Source organism: Aquibium microcysteis (genome assembly GCF_014495845.1).
Lineage (GTDB): Bacteria > Pseudomonadota > Alphaproteobacteria > Rhizobiales > Rhizobiaceae > Aquibium > Aquibium microcysteis.
Window position 1 is genome coordinate 1938944 of sequence record NZ_CP061080.1, and the last position, 20541, is coordinate 1959484.

At 68.6% G+C, this 20541-nt stretch carries 17 protein-coding genes and 1 tRNA gene; 5 read left to right on the forward strand and 13 right to left on the reverse strand.

Features of this window, described 5'->3' with window-relative positions; translation table 11 throughout:
• Positions 1-16: 16 nt before the first annotated feature.
• The gene (locus tag IAI54_RS08875) at positions 17-454 is read right to left on the reverse strand and encodes a YqaA family protein (RefSeq protein ID WP_187972000.1); all 438 of its coding nucleotides are present in this window, start codon (positions 452-454) and stop codon (positions 17-19) included.
• A gap of 339 nt (positions 455-793) precedes the next feature.
• Between IAI54_RS08875 and IAI54_RS08880 the strand changes: the two genes are divergently transcribed.
• Positions 794-1072 carry a nitrate reductase gene (locus IAI54_RS08880; RefSeq protein ID WP_187972001.1) on the forward strand — a complete coding sequence of 93 codons (279 nt, stop codon included), beginning with the start codon at positions 794-796 and terminating at the stop codon, positions 1070-1072.
• Between the two features lie 223 nt (positions 1073-1295).
• Here the strand turns inward: IAI54_RS08880 and IAI54_RS08885 are convergent, their stop codons facing one another.
• The 8 genes from IAI54_RS08885 to IAI54_RS08920 all read right to left on the reverse strand — a co-directional run bounded on the left by IAI54_RS08885 (position 1296) and on the right by IAI54_RS08920 (position 11476).
• A complete protein-coding gene (locus IAI54_RS08885; protein WP_187972002.1) occupies positions 1296-4037 on the reverse strand; it encodes a cation-transporting P-type ATPase in 2742 nt (913 codons plus the stop codon).
• A 216-nt stretch (positions 4038-4253) separates the two neighbouring features.
• Positions 4254-4484 carry a formate dehydrogenase subunit delta gene (locus IAI54_RS08890; RefSeq protein ID WP_187972003.1) on the reverse strand — a complete coding sequence of 77 codons (231 nt, stop codon included), beginning with the start codon at positions 4482-4484 and terminating at the stop codon, positions 4254-4256.
• On the reverse strand, positions 4474-5304 hold the full coding sequence (gene fdhD, locus IAI54_RS08895; protein ID WP_187972004.1) for a formate dehydrogenase accessory sulfurtransferase FdhD: 831 nt from the start codon (positions 5302-5304) through the stop codon (positions 4474-4476). The genes IAI54_RS08890 and fdhD overlap by 11 nt, the downstream gene beginning before the upstream one ends.
• Entirely contained in the window at positions 5301-8180 is a 2880-nt protein-coding gene (fdhF, locus tag IAI54_RS08900; RefSeq protein ID WP_187972005.1) for a formate dehydrogenase subunit alpha, read from the reverse strand. The genes fdhD and fdhF overlap by 4 nt, the downstream gene beginning before the upstream one ends.
• A gap of 67 nt (positions 8181-8247) precedes the next feature.
• The gene (locus IAI54_RS08905) at positions 8248-8460 is read right to left on the reverse strand and encodes a DUF4287 domain-containing protein (protein ID WP_187972006.1); all 213 of its coding nucleotides are present in this window, start codon (positions 8458-8460) and stop codon (positions 8248-8250) included.
• Entirely contained in the window at positions 8457-10013 is a 1557-nt protein-coding gene (locus IAI54_RS08910) for a formate dehydrogenase beta subunit (protein ID WP_187972007.1), read from the reverse strand. Before IAI54_RS08910 ends, IAI54_RS08905 begins: the two co-directional genes overlap by 4 nt.
• A complete protein-coding gene (locus tag IAI54_RS08915; protein ID WP_187972008.1) occupies positions 10010-10483 on the reverse strand; it encodes a formate dehydrogenase subunit gamma in 474 nt (157 codons plus the stop codon). The genes IAI54_RS08910 and IAI54_RS08915 overlap by 4 nt, the downstream gene beginning before the upstream one ends.
• A gap of 99 nt (positions 10484-10582) precedes the next feature.
• Positions 10583-11476 carry a LysR family transcriptional regulator gene (locus IAI54_RS08920; RefSeq protein WP_187972009.1) on the reverse strand — a complete coding sequence of 298 codons (894 nt, stop codon included), beginning with the start codon at positions 11474-11476 and terminating at the stop codon, positions 10583-10585.
• A 132-nt stretch (positions 11477-11608) separates the two neighbouring features.
• On the opposite strand from IAI54_RS08920, the gene IAI54_RS08925 reads away from it, so the two are divergent.
• Entirely contained in the window at positions 11609-12451 is an 843-nt protein-coding gene (locus IAI54_RS08925) for a GNAT family N-acetyltransferase (RefSeq protein WP_187972010.1), read from the forward strand.
• 35 nt (positions 12452-12486) lie between these two features.
• Here the strand turns inward: IAI54_RS08925 and IAI54_RS08930 are convergent, their stop codons facing one another.
• The gene (locus IAI54_RS08930; protein ID WP_187972011.1) at positions 12487-13725 is read right to left on the reverse strand and encodes an AGE family epimerase/isomerase; all 1239 of its coding nucleotides are present in this window, start codon (positions 13723-13725) and stop codon (positions 12487-12489) included.
• Positions 13726-14164: 439 nt separating this feature from the next.
• On the opposite strand from IAI54_RS08930, the gene katG reads away from it, so the two are divergent.
• Entirely contained in the window at positions 14165-16381 is a 2217-nt protein-coding gene (katG, locus tag IAI54_RS08935) for a catalase/peroxidase HPI (protein WP_187972012.1), read from the forward strand.
• A gap of 87 nt (positions 16382-16468) precedes the next feature.
• Here katG and IAI54_RS08940 read toward each other — a convergent pair whose 3' ends face one another.
• The 3 genes from IAI54_RS08940 to IAI54_RS08950 all read right to left on the reverse strand — a co-directional run bounded on the left by IAI54_RS08940 (position 16469) and on the right by IAI54_RS08950 (position 19052).
• The gene (locus tag IAI54_RS08940) at positions 16469-17827 is read right to left on the reverse strand and encodes an aminotransferase family protein (protein WP_187972013.1); all 1359 of its coding nucleotides are present in this window, start codon (positions 17825-17827) and stop codon (positions 16469-16471) included.
• Positions 17828-18017: 190 nt separating this feature from the next.
• Positions 18018-18218: a hypothetical protein gene (locus IAI54_RS08945; protein ID WP_187972014.1), complete on the reverse strand. Its 201-nt coding sequence runs from the start codon at positions 18216-18218 to the stop codon at positions 18018-18020.
• Between the two features lie 57 nt (positions 18219-18275).
• Positions 18276-19052: a glycosyltransferase family 2 protein gene (locus IAI54_RS08950; protein ID WP_187972015.1), complete on the reverse strand. Its 777-nt coding sequence runs from the start codon at positions 19050-19052 to the stop codon at positions 18276-18278.
• A gap of 156 nt (positions 19053-19208) precedes the next feature.
• Between IAI54_RS08950 and IAI54_RS08955 the strand changes: the two genes are divergently transcribed.
• Positions 19209-19282, forward strand: a tRNA-Gly gene (locus IAI54_RS08955).
• A gap of 220 nt (positions 19283-19502) precedes the next feature.
• Positions 19503-20525 (forward strand): AI-2E family transporter, encoded by a 1023-nt coding sequence (locus IAI54_RS08960; RefSeq protein WP_187972016.1) that lies wholly within the window; start codon positions 19503-19505, stop codon positions 20523-20525.
• Positions 20526-20541 lie beyond the last annotated feature (16 nt).

Here is a 20541-nt window from a genome sequence, read left to right on the forward strand (position 1 = left end):
CGACGGGCCTCCGTCCTCAGACGAAGCCGAGCGTGGCGGCAGCCAGCACGAGATAACGCCCTGTCTTGGCGATGGCCACAAGCAGGAGGAAGCTCCAGAACGGTTCGCGCAGGACGCCCGCCGCCACCGTCAGCGCGTCGCCGACGACCGGCGCCCAGCTGAACAGCAGGCTCCACCGGCCCCAGCGACGGTACCAGCCGGTCGCCTGGTCGAGATGCCGGGGCTCGACCGGGAACCAGCGCCGGCCGCTGAAGCGTTCGACACCGCGACCAAGCGCCCAGTTGACGACCGCGCCCAAGGTGTTGCCAGCGCTCGCTGCCAGAACCAGCAGCGCCGCCGGCTGCGCATCGGCGACGAGCAGCGCGACGAGCGCTGCCTCCGACTGTGCCGGAAGGATGGTCGCCGCGACGAAGGCGACGGCGAAGAGACCGGCATAGACGGCAAGGTCAGCCACGTCCGCCGCGCCTTGTCGGGCCTGAGCCCCGATCTCCATCCTCGATGCGCATCCGCGCCGCCCTGCCTCGTCGTCGCTCGCCCGATTGCGCGCCTGCAGAGGTGATAGCCCCGGCCCGGACAAGGAAGTTTTAAGGCGCCCGTACTCGGCAGCCCGTCCCCTCCTCATCGGCGGACGCGGGCCGCGAGGCGTGCGTCCCTCTGGCGACCATTTCGCGCAAGCCGCTGCACTCTGCTTGACCCGCCGCGGCGGCGTGCTAAACCTGCCGTCGTTATGTTATTACATATCGCGATCGGCCTGCGCCCCCGCTTCCTGCGCCGCCCCGGAGACCGACCCCAGATGAGCCGCTTCTTCTTCAATCCCCTGCCGCCGAAGCCCCGCCTCGACACCACGTCGATCAAGCGCTGGGCGCGCGCGGCGCTTGCCCTGTCGGACGACGTTCCCGTCTCGGTATCGCAGGTGGCCTGCCGGGAAGCCGGATGCCCCGACCTCGAGACGGTGATCGGCGTGATGAAGCCCGGCTTCAACTTCACCACCTATCGCGTCCTGAAGCCGGTCGCCGAGATCACCGAAACCGACGTGCGCCGCGCTCTCGCGACACCGCCGGCCTCAGCCTAGCCTTCTTCGCCGAAAGCCCGGCTCCAATGGATGGCGCCGAGCGCTGCGAACGCGATCAGGCCGAGCCCGACGACGTCTTCTCCGATCGAAAGAACCACGACGGCAGGCAGCATGGCGAAGGCTCCTCGTTCGCGACAGGTCTTCCGCCTGAAGGTGCGAGAGCCCATCGGGTTCCATGGCAGCCGCCGTTTTCCGCAGTCGCCCGTCGCCGCGGTACCGATCGTCACCCCCGGCGCAGCCAGAGCGCTGCCAGGCGCTTTTCGAGTTCCACGACGAGGAGCATCGCGACCCCGGCTCCCACCACCACGAGTCCATCGTTCAGCCGCAGAGCCTCGGAGCCGAAGATGGCCTGCAGCGGCGGCGCATAGGTGAACGCGAACTGCGCCGCGACCACGATGGCCACACCCGTCAGGACCGCGGGCGTGCCGAGCACGCCCTGCCACGTCAGCGACGGTCCATGCACGTAGCGGACGCTGAACAGGTAGAAGATCTCCATCACAACGATCGCGTTGACCGCCATGGTCCGCGCCGTGCCGACCGTATGTCCCTCGGCGAGTGCGAGCATGAAAACCCCCATCGTGCCGGCGACCATCAGCGCCGAGACGAAGAGGATCCGCCACCGGAGCCGGCCGGACAGGAGCGCCTCGCGCGAACGCCGCGGCGGCCGCGCCATGGCGCCCTCCTCCGTCGGCTCGAAAGCGAGCGTCAGCCCCAGCGCCACCGCGGTGACCATGTTGATCCACAGGATCTGGATCGGCGTGACCGGCAGGGTCAGGCCGAAGGCGATGGCCAGGATGATGGTGAAGGCCTCGCCGCCATTGGTCGGCAGCGTCCAGGCGATCACCTTGGTGAGATTGTCGTAGACCGTCCGGCCCTCGCGCACGGCGGCCACGATCGAGGCGAAGTTGTCGTCGGCCAGCACCATCTCGCTCGCCTCCTTCGCCGCCTCGGTGCCCTTGCGGCCCATGGCGACACCGACGTCGGCGCGTTTCAGCGCGGGCGCGTCGTTCACCCCGTCGCCGGTCATGGCGATGACGTCGCCGGTCGACTGAAGCGATTCGACGAGCCGCAGCTTGTGCTCGGGACTGGTCCGCGCAAACACTGAACCTTCACGCGCCAGCCTGCCGAACTGCGGGCCGTCGACCGTGTCGAGATCCTGTCCCGTATACGCCTTGGGATCGTCGGCGAGCCCCAGTTCGCGGGCAATGGCGCGCGCCGTCGCGGCATGGTCGCCGGTGATCATCTTGACGCTGATCCCGGCGCGCCGGCATTCGGCGATTGCCGCCACGGCCTCGGGACGGGGCGGGTCGATCAGCCCGACGAGCCCGAGGAACGTGAGCCCGGCCCCGACATCGGCGGGCTCGATGTCGGTCGCGCCGGCAGGCATCTGTCGCCGCGCGACCGCGATGATGCGGCGCCCGTCTCCGGCCAGCCGGTGCACGGCATCGTCCCACGTCGCCCGGTCCAGCGGCGCCTCGCCGTCCCGCGTGGCGATGACGCCGCACATGTGGATGATGCGTTCAGGCGCGCCCTTGACGTAGACCAGCGCGTCGCCTTCGGCCGGCTGGTGCAGGGTCGCCATGTAGCGGTGACGCGAATCGAACGGGATCTCGTCCCGGCGCGGCGAGGCCTCCCTCGCTTCGACCGGATCGAGCCCTGCCTTGAGCGCCAGCGAGATCAGGGCTCCCTCCATCGGATCGCCGTCGACGGCCCAGCGGCCATCCGCCTCGCGCAAGGCGGCGTCGTTGCACAGGAACGCTGCGCGGATCAGTTCGGCAAGGACCGGATCCGCCAGCGGCGCCATCGCCTTGCCCTCGACGTCTTCGAAGGAGCCTCTCGGTTCGTAGCCGGCGCCGCTCACCGCGACGCTACCGTCCGCCACCACCAGCACGCCGGCCATCATCTCGTTGCGTGTCAGCGTTCCCGTCTTGTCCGAGCAGATCACCGACACGGAGCCCAGCGTCTCCACCGCGGGCAACCGCCGGATGATGGCATTGCGGCGCGCCATGCGCTGCACGCCCACGGCGAGCGTGATCGTCATCACGGCCGGCAGCCCTTCGGGGATGGCCGCGACGGCGAGGCCGACGACGGTCATGAAGGCCTCGTCGATCGCATAGCCCTGCACGTAGAGCGCATAGGCGAACACGAGGACCGATGCGGCGAGCACCGCGATCGTCACCTGCCGCGCGAACTGGTTTATCTGCCGCACCAGCGGCGTCGCCAGTTGCTCGACCGCGCCGATCATCGAGGAGATGCGGCCGAGTTCGGTCGCACGCCCGGTCGCCACGGCGATGCCGGTGCCCTGCCCCGCCGCCACGAATGTCCCGGAGAAGGCCATCGAGGTCCGGTCGCCAAGCGACGCGTTCAGGCCGGCCGGCCGCGTGGCCTTGTCGGTCGGGACCGATTCGCCGGTCAGGATCGCCTCGTCGATCAGCAGATTGCGCGCCTTGACCAGCCTGAGGTCGGCCGGGACGCGGTCTCCGGCCTCGAGCAGCACCAGGTCGCCCGGAACGACGTCTTCGGCCGCGATCGTCACCCGCCGGCCGCCGCGCAACACGGAGGCATGCGGGTCGATCATGCCCCGCACGGCCGCGAGTGCATTTTCGGCCCGCCCCTCCTGGACGAAACCGATGACCGCATTGGCCAGCACCACCGCTAGGATCACCAGCGAATCCGTCACGTGCCCGATCGCCGCCGCCATCACTCCCGCCGCGATCAGCACATAGATCAGAAGGTTGTGGAACTGGGCGAGGAACCGCACCAGCGCGCCGCGCCGCCGGCCTTCCGGCAGCCGGTTCGGGCCGAAGGCGGAAAGCCGCCGCGCCGCCTCGGAATCCGAAAGCCCGTCAGGCGCGACCTTCAGGGCCGCGTGCGCCGCCTGCACGTCCTCGGCATGCCATGCACCCGCAGGCAGGCGTTCCAGGGGGGCATCCGCAGCTTGAAACGGCGTGGTCGGCTGGATCATGGCGTCTCCGATGCTCGGTCCTGCCGCGGCAACGGGCGATGGGCGCGCGCCGCGGCAAGGTCGCCAATTGGAGCACAACCGCAGAGCGCGCCTTGATCCTCGTCAGTTTACGTCATGGTTGGCGCGAGCAGCCGCGGATCGGCCGACGCCATGGTGGCGAGGACTCGGCGCAGTCTTGGCCCGACGATGGAACGGCTGGGTCCCTGCCGAAGAGACTCAGCCCACGGGGGCGGTCTTCGGCCGCCTGATCCGCGCCGCCGCTTCGATCACCAGCGGCTTCAGCCCGCCGCCACCTGCATCGACAAGCTGGAAAAACTGTGCCCTCATGCGGGGTTCCCAGAAATTGTTGATGTGCTCCGCGATGCCTGCGACCGCTTCCTCATGCTTGCGCGTCTGGAAGAAGGTGGCGATCTGGTTGGCCATGTAGACGAGCTTGTCAGGCGACATCGGCGATCCCTCCGGCAATTCGGTCGGCATGGGTGAAGACTTCGAACTCGGCACCGCGCACCACGGCCACCAGAGTGATGCCGGCGCTTTCGGCCGTGCGCACGGCGAGCGCGGTCGGTGCGGAGACGGCAAACAGGAAGGACGCGCCGAGCGCGGCCGTCTTCTGCACCATCTCGACCGAGATGCGGCTGGTCACCACGACGGCGCCGCGCGCGGCATCGACGCCGCCGCGCAGCAGCGCGCCGGCAAGCTTGTCCAGCGCGTTGTGGCGGCCGACGTCCTCGCGAACGGCGACCATGCCGGTGTCGAAAGCGTAGAAGCCGGCGGCATGCACCGCGCGTGTCGCCGAATTGAGCGGCTGCTCGCCCTCCAGCGCGGCGACTGCGGCCGAAACGGTGGCGGCAGCGATCCGGATGCCCGGATCGGCGACGGGCCGCGGCTCGCGCAGGGCCTGCTCGATGCTCTCGATGCCGCAGAGCCCGCAGCCGACCGGTCCCGCCAGATGCCGCCTGCGGGCGGCGAGCGCGGCCCCCGCGTCCTGCGCGAGCCGGATCTGCAGGTCGATGCCCGTTCCCGCCTCGACGACCTCCACACGGTCGATGCCGCCGGCCGAACCGATGATCCCTTCCGTCAGGCTGAAGCCGTATGCGAAATCAACCAGATCGTCCGGAGTCGCCATCATCACCGCATGGGTCGAGCCGCCATAGGAAAATGCCACCGGCGTCTCCTCCGGGACGGCGCGGCTGTCCTCCACCCGCGCGCCATCGCGCCGCGCGACGCGGTCGACGAGCCGGCGGGAGGGGAACGCCGTCACGCTCATTCGGCCGGTTCGGGCACCGCCACCCGGCGCGACTGCCGCGCCTGCTCGGCATACTCCATCTGCCAGTCGGTCGGCCCGTTCGACGGCGAGATCTGTACCGCCGTCACCTTGTACTCGGGACAGTTGGTCGCCCAGTCCGAATAGTCGGTGGTGATGACGTTGGCCTGCGTCGTCGGGTGGTGGAAGGTGGTGTAGACGACACCCGGCGACACCCGGTCGGTGATCTTGGCCCGCAGGCTCGTCTCGCCGGAGCGGCTGGCGAGCTTGACCCAGTCGCCGTCCTTGATGCCGCGATTCTCGGCATCGTGCGGATGGATCTCCAGCACGTCCTCGTCGTGCCACATCACGTTGGCCGTGCGCCGGGTCTGCGCGCCGACATTGTACTGCGACAGGATGCGGCCTGTGGTGAGCAGCAGCGGGAAGCGCGGGCCGGTCTTCTCGTCCGTCGCCACATAGTCGGTGCGGATGAAACGGCCCTTGCCGCGCACGAAGCCGTCGACATGCATGATCGGCGAGCCGTCCGGCGTCCGGTCGTTGCAGGGCCACTGCACCGAGCCCTTTTCCTCCAGCAGCTCGTAGGTGACGTTGGCGAAGGACGGCGTGGTCATGGCGATCTCGGCCATGATCTCCGAGGGATGCGCGTAGCTCCAGTTGCCGCCCATGGCGTTGGCGAGCATCTGGGTGATCTCCCAGTCGGCGTAGCCGTTCCGCGGCGCCATCACCTTGCGGACGCGGTTGATGCGTCGCTCGGCATTGGTGAAGGTGCCGTCCTTCTCCAGGAAGGTCGAGCCCGGCAGGAAGACGTGGGCGTAGTTGGCCGTCTCGTTCAGGAACAGGTCGTGCACGATGACGCACTCCATCGCCGCCAGACCGGCCGACACGTGCCTGGTGTCCGGATCGGACTGGAGGATGTCCTCGCCCTGGCAGTAGAGGCCCTTGAAGGTGCCGTCGACGGCCGCGTCCAGCATGTTGGGAATACGCAGGCCCGGCTCGTCGGAGATCTGGACGCCCCAGAGGTCTTCGAAGATCTGGCGCACGTCGGCGTTCTTCACGTGGCGATAGCCCGGCAGTTCGTGCGGGAACGAGCCCATGTCGCAGGAGCCCTGCACGTTGTTCTGGCCGCGCAGCGGGTTCACGCCGACGCCGCGCCGGCCGATGTTGCCGGTCAGCATGGCGAGGTTGGCGATGCCGATGACGGTGGTCGAGCCCTGGCTGTGCTCGGTGACGCCGAGGCCGTAATAGATCGCACCGTTGCCGCCGGTCGCATAGAGCCGTGCCGCCGCCCGCAGTTCCTCTGGGTCGACGCCGGTGAGTAGTTCCACCGCCTCGGGGCTGCGCATCGGGTCGGACACGAACTCGACATAGTCCTGGAACTCGTCCCAGTCGCAGCGCTCGCGGATGAAGGCCTCGTCGAACAGGCCCTCGGTGACGATGACATGCGCCAGCGCGGTGACGACCGCGACGTTGGTACCGGGCCTGAGCGGCAGGTGGTGCGCCGCCTCGATGTGGGGCGAGCGGACGAGGTCGATGCGGCGCGGATCGATGACGATGAGCTTGGCACCCTGCCGCAGCCGCTTCTTCAGCCGCGAGGCGAAGACCGGATGCCCGTCGGTCGGGTTGGCGCCGATGACGATGACGACGTCGGTATCCTCCACCGAATCGAAGTCCTGCGTGCCGGCCGAGGTGCCGAAGGTCTGGCCGAGCCCGTAGCCGGTCGGCGAGTGGCAGACGCGGGCGCAGGTGTCGGTGTTGTTGTTGCCGAACACGCCGCGCGCCAGCTTCTGGACGAGGTAGGTCTCCTCGTTGGTGCAGCGCGACGACGTGATGACGCCGATCGACTCCTTGCCGTACTTCTTCTGGATCCCGCGCATTCGGTCGGCGGCAAAGCTCAGCGCCTCCTGCCAGGACACCTCGCGCCACGGCTCGTCGATCGTCTCGCGGATCATCGGATTGAGGATGCGGTCGCGATGCGAGGCGTAGCCCCAGGCGAAGCGGCCCTTGACGCAGGAATGGCCGCGATTGGCCTTGCCGTCCTTGTAGGGAACCATGCGCACCAGCTCGTCGCCGCGCATCTCGGCCTTGAACGAGCAGCCGACGCCGCAATAGGCGCAGGTCGTCACGACGGAGCGATCCGGCTGGCCGATCTCGATCACCGACTTCTCGCGCAGCGTCGCCGTCGGGCAGGCCTGCACGCAGGCGCCGCAGGACACGCATTCGGACCCGAGGAAGCTCTCGTGCGCGCCGGGCGAGACGCGGCTGTCGAAGCCGCGGCCCTCGATGGTCAGCGCGAAGGTGCCCTGCACTTCCTCGCAGGCCCTGACGCAGCGCGAGCAGACGATGCACTTGGCCGGGTCGTAGGTGAAATAGGGGTTGGACTCGTCCTTCGGCATCCAGCGCGCGTTGAACGCGTCGACGCCGTCGCGCGGCTTGAAGTGGTTGTCGACCTCGCTGCCGTAGCGCACGTCGCGCAGCCCGACCACGCCCGCCATGTCCTGCAATTCGCAGTCGCCATTGGCCGCGCAGGTCAGGCAGTCGAGCGGATGGTCGGAGATGTAGAGCTCCATGACGCCCTTGCGGATCTGCTTCAGCCGCGAGGTCTGCGTGTGCACCACCATGCCCGGCGCCACCGGCGTGGTGCAGGAGGCCGGCGTGCCCGCCCTGCCCTCGATCTCGACGAGGCAGAGCCGGCAGGAGCCGAAGGCGTCGACCATGTCGGTCGCGCAGAGCTTCGGGACGGAGATCTCCGCCTCCATCGCCGCCCGCATGATGGACGTGCCCTCCGGCACCGATACCTCGAAGCCGTCGACGGTCAGCGTCACCATCCGCTCGGACTTCGAAGCGGGCGTGCCGTAGTCGATTTCATGGACGAGCGACATCAGAAGGCTCCCTTGAAATGATTTGAGAGGCCGCGTCCCGTCGCGCCCCCCTCTGTCCTGTAGGGCGTCACCGTCCCACCTCGGCCAGCGCATGCGCCACCAGCGCGTTCGCATGGCCGTGGCCGAGCCCGTGCTCGACCTTCAGCCAGTTGACGATCTCCATGTGCTTCTTCCCCGCCTGTCCGTCGACCAGCGCCATCCAGTGTGCGATCGGCTGGCCGTAGGTCTTCTCGATCGACGGGAAGTAGGAGGCCGGTCCCTTGACCGTCCCGGCGCTCACTCGGCCGCCTCCCGCACCGGGCGCGGTGCGAAGTCCGCGGAGAAATGCGTCATGGCGCTCATCACCGGATAGGGCGTGAAGCCGCCCAGCGCGCAGAGCGAACCGAACTTCATCGTCTGGCAGAGGTCGGCGACGACGGCGCGGTTCTTCTCCGGCTCGATGCCTTTCGCGATCCGGTCGATCGTTTCGGCGCCGCGCACCGCGCCGATCCGGCAGGGCGTGCACTTGCCGCAGGATTCCACCGCGCAGAACTCAAAGGCGAAGCGCGCCTGCTCCAGCATGTCGGCCGTGTCGTCGAAGACCACGACGCCGGCATGGCCGACCAGCCCGTCCTTGGCCGCGAACGCCTCGTAGTCGAAGGGCGTGGAAAACAGCGACGGCGGGAAATAGGCGCCGAGCGGCCCGCCCACCTGCACCGCCTTCACCGGCCGGCCCGTCAGCGTGCCGCCGCCGATCTCCTCGACGATCTCGCCCAGCGTCAGGCCGAAGGCGGTCTCGAACAGGCCGCCATGGCGGACGTTGCCGGCGATCTGGATCGGGATCGTGCCGCGCGACCGGCCCATGCCGAAGTCGCGGTAATGTGAGGCGCCCTTCGCCAGGATCACCGGCACGGAGGCGAGCGAGATCACGTTGTTGACCACCGTCGGGCGGCCGAGAAAGCCTTTCAGCGCCGGCAGCGGCGGCTTGGCGCGCACCACCGCGCGCTTGCCTTCCATGCTGTTGAGCAGCGACGTCTCTTCGCCGCAGACATAGGCGCCGGCCCCGATCCGCACCTCCATGTCGAACGCCTTGCCCGAGCCCAGCACCGAGCGGCCGAGGATGCCCGCCGACCGCGCCACGTCGATCGCCTGGGTCATCACGCGCGCCGCATCGGGATATTCCGAACGGGTGTAGACGTAGCCCTTGGTCGCGCCCGTCGCGAGACCGGCGATCGCCATGCCCTCGATCAGCACGAAGGGATCGCCCTCCATGATCATACGGTCGGCGAAGGTGCCGCTGTCGCCCTCGTCGGCGTTGCAGACGATATATTTCTGCGGCCCCTCGGCCTCCAGCACGGTCTTCCACTTGATGCCCGTCGGGAAACCGGCGCCGCCGCGGCCGCGCAGGCCGGACTCGGTGACCTCACGCACGATCTCTGCGGCCGGCATCGCCGCCGCCCGCTCCAGCCCGGCGAGCCCGCCATGCGCCCGGTAGCCGTCGAGATCGACCGGATCGATGATGCCGCAGCGGGCGAAGGTGAGCCGTGACTGGCGCGCCAGGAACGGATGTCCCTCCGGCCGGCCGATGCACAGCCCGTGCGCGCCGCCGGCGAGCAGACCCGCGTCGAACAGGCCTTCGACGTCGGAGGGCTTCACCGGACCGTATCCGATGCGGCCCTCGGCGGTCTCCACCTCGACCAGCGGTTCAAGCCACATCATGCCGCGCGAGCCGTTGCGGCGCACCGTCACGTCGAGCCCGCGCGCGGCGGCCACCTCGGCGATTCGCCGGGCGACGCGGTCGGCCCCGACCGCCTTGGCAGCGGAATCGGCGGGAACCCAGATGGTGACGCTCATGTCCGCACCTCGCGCGCGATGTCCTCGACCAGTTCAGCGTCGATCCGTCCGATCAATTCGCCATCCAGCATGGCCGCGGGCGCGCAGGCGCACAGTCCGAGGCAGTAGACCGGCTCCAGCGTCACCGAGCCGTCCGCCGCCGTCTCGTGCCAGTCGAGCCCGAGCAGGCGCTTGAGATGGTCGGCCATCTCGCGGCCGCCGACGGCCTGGCAGGCTTCGGCGCGGCAGACCTTCAGCACGTGGCGGCCGGCCGGCTCCTTGCGGAAATCGTGGTAGAAGGAGATGACGCCGTGCACCTCGGCGCGCGACAGGTTGAGCGCGCGGCCGATCACCTCGGCGGCATTCTCCGGCATGTAGCCGAAACTCGCCTGCACCTCGTTGAGGATCGGAAGGAGCGGCGCCTCCCGCGCGCTCCAGCCGTTGACGATGTCGATCAGTCGCTCTTCCGTCCGGCCTGCATCGTTCCGCATGGAAACGCAGCCTCCTCCGTACTTGGCCTATGGCGGCAGCCATGCACGGGAATGCGGCGCGGATTCAATACCGGTGTTCCGTCGGACGATAGGATTCTTCTATCGTTCGTGCGCCAACGCCATGGCGGCGGCCTGGTGCAGCAGCGCAGAGACCAGCGGCGTCTGCGGGTCGCGATGCGTCGCGACCATGCCCACGAGATGGCGCGCGTCCGGCTCGATGATCGGGATGGCGCGGATCGGATCGGTGAAGCCCAGGGTCTGGGCGAGGTTGACCGGCATGATGCTCGACCATTTGCCGGTGCGGATGTGCGAGAACAGCACGATCATCGAGTTCGATTCCAGCGTCGGCCGCGCCTCGGCGCCGGCTTCGCGCAGATGCTGGTTGATGATGCGGCGGTTCTGCATGTCCGGCGTCAGCAGGCAGAGAGGCAGTTCCGAAATCTCCCGCCAGGTCACGCTGTCCCGGTCGGCGAAGCGGTTTCCGGCGGCCGTGATCAGCTGGTAGCGCTCCGAATAGAGCGGCACGGCGGTCACGCGCCCCAGCGGCTCGTTGTCGAGATAGGTGATGCCGACGTCGATCTCGAGATTGTCGAGCAGCGTCAGCACCTCGATCGAATTGCGCGACAGCACCGAGAAGGTCACCTCCGGATGCTTCTCGCGGAACGGCGTCGTGATCTCCGGCACCATCGCCAGCGCCGTCGGGATGGCCGCGATGCGGATGTGCCCGGCGAGCCCCTGCCGCACCGCGCGCATCTCCTCGCGCATGGTGCGCGCGTCGCCGACGATGCGGCGTGCCCATTCCAGCACGCGCTGGCCCTCCGGCGTCAGGCCCTGGTAGCGCGAACCGCGCTTGACCAGCATGACGCCGAGCTGCTCCTCGAGCTGGCGGATCGCGGCCGAGAGCGTCGGCTGCGCGATGTTGCACTCCGCCGCCGCCCTGCCGAAATGCTGCGCCTGCGCCAGCGCGATGAACCATTCGAGCTTGTCGAGCAAATCCGGCCCCTCCTCCGACCGAGTTAAAGCCCTTTCCCCGGGCATCGGCAATGGTTGGTGATGGCTCGACCGGACCCGGTGATCGACCTATCGTGCATCGCGCACGTCCCGTCGACCGTGAGGTTCTCTGCCATGCCCGACCATCCGCCCGTCATCCGGCCGCTTTCGGCCAGCGAAACGGCAACGCTGATCGACTGGGCGGCGGCCGAAGGCTGGAACCCCGGCCTCTCGGACGCCGCGGTCTTCCGCGCGGCCGACCAGGAAGGTCTGCTCGGCGGCTTCGTCGACGGCGAACTGGCCGCCGGCATCGCCGCCGTCGCCTATGATGATTCGTTCAGCTTCGTCGGGCTCTACATCTGCCGGCCCGACCTGCGCGGCCGCGGCCTCGGCAAGGCCGTCTGGGACGCGGGCATGGCACGTCTCGGCGGACGGACGATCGGTCTCGACGGCGTTCCGGAGCAGCAGGCGAACTATCGCGCCTCTGGATTCGTCGCGGACCACGAGACGGTACGGTTCAGCGGCCGACTGCCTGCATGCGATGACGATCGCTCCGGCGTCCGGCCGCTGACGCCCGATCTCGTCGAGCAGGCCGTGGCGCTGGATCACCGCTGCTTTCCCGCAAGGCGCGACGGTTTCCTGCGGACATGGCTCGCCCGGCCGCACATCGCGATGGCATCGACGGCAGGAGAGACGCTGACCGGCTTCGGCGTCGTCCGCCCCTGCCGGGAAGGCTGGAAGATCGGCCCGCTCTTCGCTGACGACGACGGGGCGGCGATTCGGATCGTTCGCGCCCTCGCCGGCGCCTGCGACGGCGCCGTCCACATCGACGTCCCGGCGAGCCAGCCGTCCTTCACGGCTCGGATTCTCGCGGCGGGCCTGGTGCCCGGCTTCCGGACCGCGCGCATGTACCGCGGCCCCGCGCCGCGCATCGACAGGAGCCGCGTCTTCGGCATCACGACGCTTGAATTGGGCTGACCGGCGGCGCGGCGCTGGCCGGGCGGATCGCAGCGTCAGGCCAGCGGCCGCAGCGCCCGCAGCCCGTCGAACGGCCGCGCGAGCCCCGGTGCCAGCGGCAGCAGCGCGGCCTGCAGCGAGTGGTAGAGATCCGGCTTGCCCTGGAACTGCCGGGCCACCGGCACGCCCTGCTCGTCGATCTCGGGATACCAGCCGCCCCACGCGTGATCGATGAAGTGCGCGTCGGCGAACTGCCAGAGCCGTCGGTACCATTCCTCGTCCGTGGGCTGCGGATCGATTTTGAGCAGCGCCGCCATCGCCCCGATGCCTTCCGTCACCGGCCACCAGTAGCGGTCCCGCACCGACGGGCGGCCATGCTGGTCGAGCGTGTAGACCAGCCCTGCATCCTCGCGCCACGCATCCGAAAGCGCCCGTTCGATCAGCCGGCGCGCCCGTACGGGCGCGTCACCCGCCGGCCGGCCCGCAAGGTCCCACCAGTGCAGGAGAAGCCGGCCGAGTTCGAGCGAATGGCCGGGCGTGGTGCCGGCCGGCCGGAACATCGGGTTGCCGGCATAGTCCGGATCGACCGCCCAGGCCTCCGTGTAGTGCTCCGGCAGGCGCCACTCGGTGGCCGGCGCGATCCGGAGGGTGAAGAAGTCGAGGATACGCCCTGCCCGTTCGAGATGAAGCGGCTCGCCGGTCGCCTCGAAGGCCGCCAGCAGGGCCTCCACGCCATGCATGTTGGCGTTCATGCCGCGATAGGTCGAGAACGGCGACCAGTCGGCGGCGAATTCGTCGCTGAAGAGGCCATGCGCCTCGTCCCAGAAATGACGGTCGAGGACATCGGCGATGTCGACGATCAGCCGGTCGGCGCGCGGATGCCCCACCTGTCGGGCGCTCGCCCCCGCGAGCAGCACGAAGACATGGCCATAGGCGAGCTTCGTTGCGTCGGCCGCGCCCTCCCCCGACACGGACCAGGCGTAGCCGCCGTGGACCGGGTCGCGGTGGCGGTCCCACAGGAACGCCAAGCCCGCATCGATGAATTCGTCGCAGCCGCTCGCGCCGGCAGCCTTGGCCAGCGCGAAGGAGTGGACGAGCCGGGTCGTCGTGTGGAGTTCCTGCGCCCCCCGCGGCAGCCGCGAGCCGTCGTAGTCGAGCACGTCGAAGCCGCCATCGGCGCGAAGGCTCCGCCGGAAGAAACCGATCTGGCGGGACGCCTCCCGTGCCAGCCATTGCCGGTGCGCCCGATCACCGAGCCACGCGCCGCTCGCTCCCTCCGCCAGGCGGTCCGCCATTCCGGTTCTCCGTCATGCCGCTTTACAGTCCGCGTCTGCGCGCGGCCGTAGAGGCACGAAAGCACGAAGCGGCCGCCGCCGCCAGCCTTCCGGACCTGACCTTGAAGGCGTTCGGATGCCTGCGCCGGCAAGCCGCTTCAATAGGCTGGTCTTATCGTCGCAATCGGAACTTTCAACTTTCTGCTATCGCCGCAGTGCGGTAGGAAGGGACAACAAGAAGAAGCTCGAGGAACGGCCTCCGGTCGTCCGCGATGCGCATCGTCTCCCCCGGGAGCCGGCCGCTGCGCGGAACCGTAGGCATGCCGATGAGCCACAAGGGCGATGACGACGGTTCCGTTGATGCGGATGCGGTTCGTGCCGGCGTTTGGGTTTGCCCATGTCGCCGGCCCTTCATCGACTTCACCTACGAAGCAGAACGCTGCCACGAACGGAGAGAGCAATGGACGGATTTAAGGTTTCAGGCACGGGCAAATGCCCCGTGGCACACGGCACCACCAACATGTCGATGCGCACGAACAGGGACTGGTGGCCCAACCAGCTCAACGTGCGGATGCTGCATCAGAATTCGCCGCTGTCGGATCCGATGGGCAAGGGCTTCGACTATGCCGAGGAGTTCAAGAAGCTCGACCTCGCCGCTCTGAAGCAGGACCTCACCGCGCTGATGACCGACAGCCAGGACTGGTGGCCCGCCGACTACGGCCACTACGGCGGTCTCTTCATCCGCATGGCCTGGCACTCCGCCGGCACCTACCGCACGGCCGACGGTCGCGGCGGCGGCGGCACCGGCCAGCAGCGCTTCGCTCCGCTCAACTCCTGGCCGGACAACGGCAATCTCGACAAGGCCCGCCGGCTGCTGTGGCCGATCAAGCAGAAATACGGCAACCAGATTTCCTGGGCGGACCTGATGATCCTCGCCGGCAACGTCGCGATGGAATCGATGGGCTTCAAGACCTTTGGCTTCGCCGGCGGCCGCGCCGACGTCTGGGAGCCGGAGGAGGACACCTACTGGGGCTCCGAGACCGAGTGGCTCGCCCGCAGCGACCACGACCTCGCCCGCTACTCCGGTGACCGTGAGCTGGAGAACCCGCTGGCGGCGGTGCAGATGGGCCTCATCTACGTCAATCCGGAAGGTCCCGACGGCAATCCCGATCCGCTGGCCTCGGCCCGGGACATCCGCGAGACCTTCGCCCGCATGGCGATGAACGACGAGGAGACGGTCGCGCTCACCGCCGGCGGCCACACCTTCGGCAAGACCCACGGCGCCGGCCCGGTCGAGCACGTCGGCCGCGAGCCCGAGGGCGCTCCGATCGAGGCGATGGGCTTCGGCTGGCTGTCGACCTACAAGAGCGGCAAGGGCGTCGACACGATCACCTCGGGCCTCGAGGGTGCGTGGACGCCGAACCCCACCCGCTGGGACATGGGCTATTTCGACGTCCTGTTCAAATATGAGTGGGAGAAGACCAAGAGCCCGTCGGGCGCCTGGATCTGGCGGCCGATCGGCCTGGAAGAGCAGGACATGGCACCGGAAGTCGATGGTTCGGGCAAGAAGGTCCCGATCATGATGTCGACCGCCGACATGGCCATGAAGCTCGACCCGATCTACGGGGCGATCTCGAAGCGCTTCCACGAGAACCCTGACCAGTTCGCCGACGCCTTCGCCCGCGCCTGGTTCAAGCTCACCCACCGCGACATGGGTCCGAAGTCGCGCTACCTCGGCCCCGAGGTCCCGGCCGAAGACCTCATCTGGCAGGATCCGATCCCGGCCGTCGACCATCCGCTGGTGGATGGCGCCGACGTCGAGGCGCTGAAGGCGCGTCTGCTCGGTGCCGGCCTCACCCCGGCCGAGCTGATCCAGACCGCCTGGGCCTCGGCATCGACCTTCCGCGGTTCGGACAAGCGCGGCGGTGCCAACGGCGCGCGCATCCGTCTCGAGCCGCAGAAGAGCTGGGAGGGCAACCAGCCCGAACAGCTGGCCAAGGTCCTGGCGACGCTGGAAGGCGTCAAGGCCGCCTTCGACGCCGAGCAGACCGACGGCAAGAAGGTCTCCCTCGCCGACCTGATCGTGCTCGGCGGCTGTGCCGCCATCGAGCAGGCCGCGAAGGCAGCCGGCCACGACGTCACCGTGCCTTTCGTGCCCGGCCGCGCCGACGCCACGCAGGAGCAGACCGACGTCGAGTCCTTCGAGTTCCTCGAACCCGTGTCGGACGGCTTCCGCAACTACCAGAAGCGGGCCTACACGATCTCCCCCGAGGAACTGCTGATCGACAAGGCGCAGCTGCTGACGCTGACCGCGCCGGAGATGACCGTGCTGGTCGGCGGGCTGCGGGTGCTCGGCGGCAATGTCGGCGGTTCGCAGCACGGCGTCTTCACGAAGCGTCCGGGCCTGCTGACCAACGACTTCTTCGTCAACCTGCTCGACATGGGCACGGCGTGGAAGCCGACGACGGAGCATGCGGACGTGTTCGAGGGTCGCGACCGCAAGACCGGTGACGTCAAGTGGACCGCCACCCGCGTCGACCTCGTCTTCGGCTCCAACTCCCTCCTGCGCGCCCTGGCCGAGGTCTATGCACAGCAGGACAGCGGCGAGAAGTTCGTGAAGGACTTCGTCTCCGCCTGGACGAAGGTCATGAACGCCGACCGTTTCGATCTCGCCTGATCGGAACTAATCCGAACCTGGAAACGCGGCCGCTCGTCGGCCGCGTTTTCTTTTTTGTGGCTCCTCGTCCGCGCGCTCGGTCGCTCCTCAGTCGCGCTGCCGCGGCAGGCCGAATCGGTCAGCGAAGGCGTCGAGGCTCTGCACCAGAAGATCCATGATTTCGCCGATCTGCTCGCGGGTGACGATCAGCGGCGGGCAGACCATGAAATGGTCGCCTTCGAGCCCGCCGCGGGTGCGCCGCGAATAGAGGATCAGCCCGCGCGCATAGGCTTCCTCGACGAGGTGCACATGCGCGTCCATCGCCTTCGGCAGCGGCGTCATGGTCTCCCGGTCGCAGACCAGTTCGAAGGCCGTGAGCAGGCCCTTGCCGCGCACGTCGCCGACGAAGGGATACCGCTCCTTCAGACGGCAGAGACCGGCCATCAGCACCTCCCCCATGGCGCGCGCGTTGCCGCACAGGTCGAGCCTGTCGATCTCGCCGAGCACCGCCAGCCCCGCCGCGCAGGCCAGCGGATTGCCGGCATAGGTGAAGCCGTGCACGAAGCCGCCGGCCGCGAGCACCGGCTCGACCAGCCGGCGATGCGCGACCATCGCCCCGAGCGGCACATAGCCGGCGCCGAACCCTTTCGACATCACGACGATGTCCGGCGCGAGGCCCCAGTGCTCGGCGGCGAGGAAGCGCCCCGTGCGGCCGGCACCGGTCATGACCTCGTCCAGGATCAGGAGGATGCCGTAGTCGCGGCAGATCTCGGCCACGCGGGCATAATAGCCGTCCGGCGCCACCAGCGCCCCCGTCGAGGCGCCGCCGACAGGCTCCATGATGAAGGCGAGCACGGTCTCCGCCCCCTGCCGCTCGATCTCCTCGCGCAGCATCTCGGCATAGCGCAGGCCGCGCTCCTCGAGGCTGTGATTGTCGCGGTCGAGGTAGCAGGTCGGAGCCGGGATCTTCGGCATGGCCCGCAGCATGGGCTCGAACGGACGGCTCATCAGCTCCATGCCGGTCAGAGCCAGCGCGCCGAGCGTCGAGCCATGATAGGACGGATAGCGCGAGATGATCTTCCAGCGCTCCGGCTGCCCGGTGGCGACGGCCCATTGCCGCGCGAGCTTGGCGGCGCTCTCCACCGCTTCGGACCCGCCCGACACGAAGAACACCCGGTCGAGCCCTTCCGGCATCCGCGACGCCGTCAGCCGCGCCAGTTCCTCCGCCGGCTCGTTTTCGAAATGCAGCCGGTAGGTGAAGGTCGCCTTGTCCATCTGCGCTCGCATGGCCGAGAGCACGGTCTCGTTGCCATGGCCGATGTTGGACACCATCGCGCCGCTCGTGGCGTCGACGTAGCGTCTCCCGTTGACGTCGTGGATGTAGATTCCGCGCGCCTCCGCTGCCAGCGGACGCCGTTGCCGCGTCTGGTAGAAGAGGTTGGAGGCCCGTGCATCGCTTCCCGTCATGAATCCCCCCGGCCGCGCATCATGCGCCTGCCGAGTAGCGCGCCGGCAGACCCGGCTGTCAACGGCCTGAAGGACGATCCGGCGCGGCTGGATCATGCGCCGTCGTGAGGCGCGGCGCGGCTCCGGGCCATGGAGCCGCAGGGGACATGGAGCCTGTCCCGGGTCTCCCGGAGCGACGAGGGCCGCAGTCTCAGTTCGACACGTTTGCGGTGCGTTCGACCGTGACCTTGCGGTCGAGCAGGTCGCCGTCGTCGACCCGCGCCTGCAGCTTCGCGAACTGCGTGCTGATTTCCCGCCAGGCCGTCTGCGAGTAAGCTCCGTCGAATTTCACCGCATCGACGCCCAGAGCGATCACGGCCACCAGAAGCAACATGCGCATGTCGAACTCCATCGTTGGTTCGCCCATGAACGTGCGTCCGCCCGGTCCGTTCCTCCCTCCCCGCCGACACTAGGTGGTCCGCGAGAGCCAGCGTGCGAGCTTTGCCGCCGGCGACAGCGACTGCCGCGGCGGACGGACGTAATGCTGCTGCCGGCTCATCAGCTCGTCGTACACCGCCACGATGGCGAGAGATTGCCGTTCCGAATCGGGCCGGAAGAAGAGACCGTGCTCCATCGCGCCGAAGTAGCGGTTGTTGGTCCCGACGATCCCGAGGTGCTGCACCCGGCTGCGTTCGAACGTGACGATCGGCACGTTCCGAAGGCCGAAGAGGGTGCTGTAGGCGTCGTCGACGTTCAGGATCCCGGGGTCGCTGCCCAGCTCGGCCATCACCAGTTCGGCGAGCGGCCGCGTCCACAAGGTTCCGGCGTTGCCGACCGTCCGCTTTGCCAGCCGGTCCTCGCCGTCAGGCACGCCGGGATGATTTCGCGAATTGTAGAGCGAGATGAGTCCGCCGAAAGAATCGCGAAGCCTCAGCCCGTCCATCACGGCCGACCGGTTGGCGATCATGTCGCTGTCGAGGATCAGCAGATGCTGATGGTCTCCTTCCAGGAAGTGCCGCCAGATCGCGCAGCTCGTCTGCGACGGCCCGACCCGCATCGCGCTGCGACGGCATCGCGCAGGCAGCCCCGCCTCGCGCAGGAGCACCGGCACGTCGAGGGTCGGGCTCGCATCGTCGAAGACGACGATTTCGCTGCCCGGCGGCAGCGCGAGCTCGGCGACCGTCGACAGGCAGTGCCGAAGGAGCGACGCCCGCTCGTGCGTCGGTATCGCGATCAGTGCCGACATGGTCCCCACCCGCCCTCGACCAACACTCTAACGCGACCCACGAGCGGATTGGAATGATTCTCTTTGCCGGCGGCGCTGCCGCCTTTCGCCAGGATGCGCCTGCAGCCATGTCCGTCCTTGACCGCACCCGACGGGTCGAGTAGGACAACAGCCGCCGCGGGTATGGTGAAATGGTATCACATGAGCCTTCCAAGCTCTTGGTGCGGGTTCGATTCCCGCTACCCGCTCCAGCCGTCTGAACCTTCCGAGAGCCTTCTCCCCGCCGTTCGCATTCCGGCTGCGGCACGAAGCGGTGGCTGACCGGCGAAAGGCCGTCGAACTCCCGATCCGCAGCCGCCGCTCCTCTTTCGGGAATCTCCCGGCGCGCAGGCGCGACGCGTCTGCGATTGTTCCCGGTGGGCAGCAACCCGAGGCGCCGCCGCCCGTTATCGGCAGGATACGGGGGGTTTCATGTCGCGCCAGACCATCTCGCTGCTCGTGCTTGCCGCAGTCCTTGCCATCCTGCTGCTGCTCGTTCCCGACGTGCTCCTCACAGTCTTCGCAGGCATCCTGCTGGCCGTCTTCCTCCAGGGCGGCGGCCACTGGCTCGCCGCCAGGCTCGGTCTTGCGGATGGCTGGGGGGTCGGCCTCTTCCTGCTCTGCATCGTGGTGGCGCTCGTGGTCTTCGGGCTTGCGGTGGCGCCCGCCATCGGCGCGCAGGTCGACGAACTGACCCGCCGGATACCCCAGGCCTTCGAAACGCTCCGCGACCGTCTGGCGGATTATTCGTGGGGTTCGGCCGTTCTCGACCGGCTGTCACCCGAGGCGCTCGCCTCTTCGGAAAGCCGCAGTGCCGCCCTGACGGCCGTCTCCTCGACTTTCGGCGCACTCGGCAATGCCGTGATCATTCTGTTCATCGGGCTCTATGGCGCGCTCGATCCGGGGGTCTACCGCAAGGGGCTGACGCTGCTGCTGGCGCCCTCGATCCGCAGGCGCGGCGACGAGATCCTGCGCGCGACGGCCGCGACCCTGCGGAACTGGCTCACGGCACAACTGATGGCGATGACCGTGGTCGGCGTGCTGACGGCATTCGGCCTCTGGTTCGCCGGCGTGCCGCTCGCCTTCGCGCTCGGGCTGCTCGCCGGCCTCCTGGCCTTCATACCCAACATCGGGCCGGTGCTCGCCATCGCGCCGGCCCTGCTGCTCGCCCTCCCCGACGGTCTGTCCATGGTTCTGATCGTGCTGGCGATCTATCTCGGCGTGCAGGCCCTGGAGAGCTATGTCGTCACGCCGCTGATCCAGCAGGAGAAGGTCTCGCTGCCGCCCGCACTCGTCATCTCGGCGCAACTGCTGTTCGGCGTGCTTTTCGGGATCCTCGGCCTCGCCCTGGCGACACCGATCGCCGCCGCCCTGATGACGATCGTCGGCCTCGCCTATGTCGAGGACTACCTGGGGCGCGAGAGCCCGGCGGAGACCGCGGACGCGCGCAAGTAGTCCGCGCGTCCCGCGC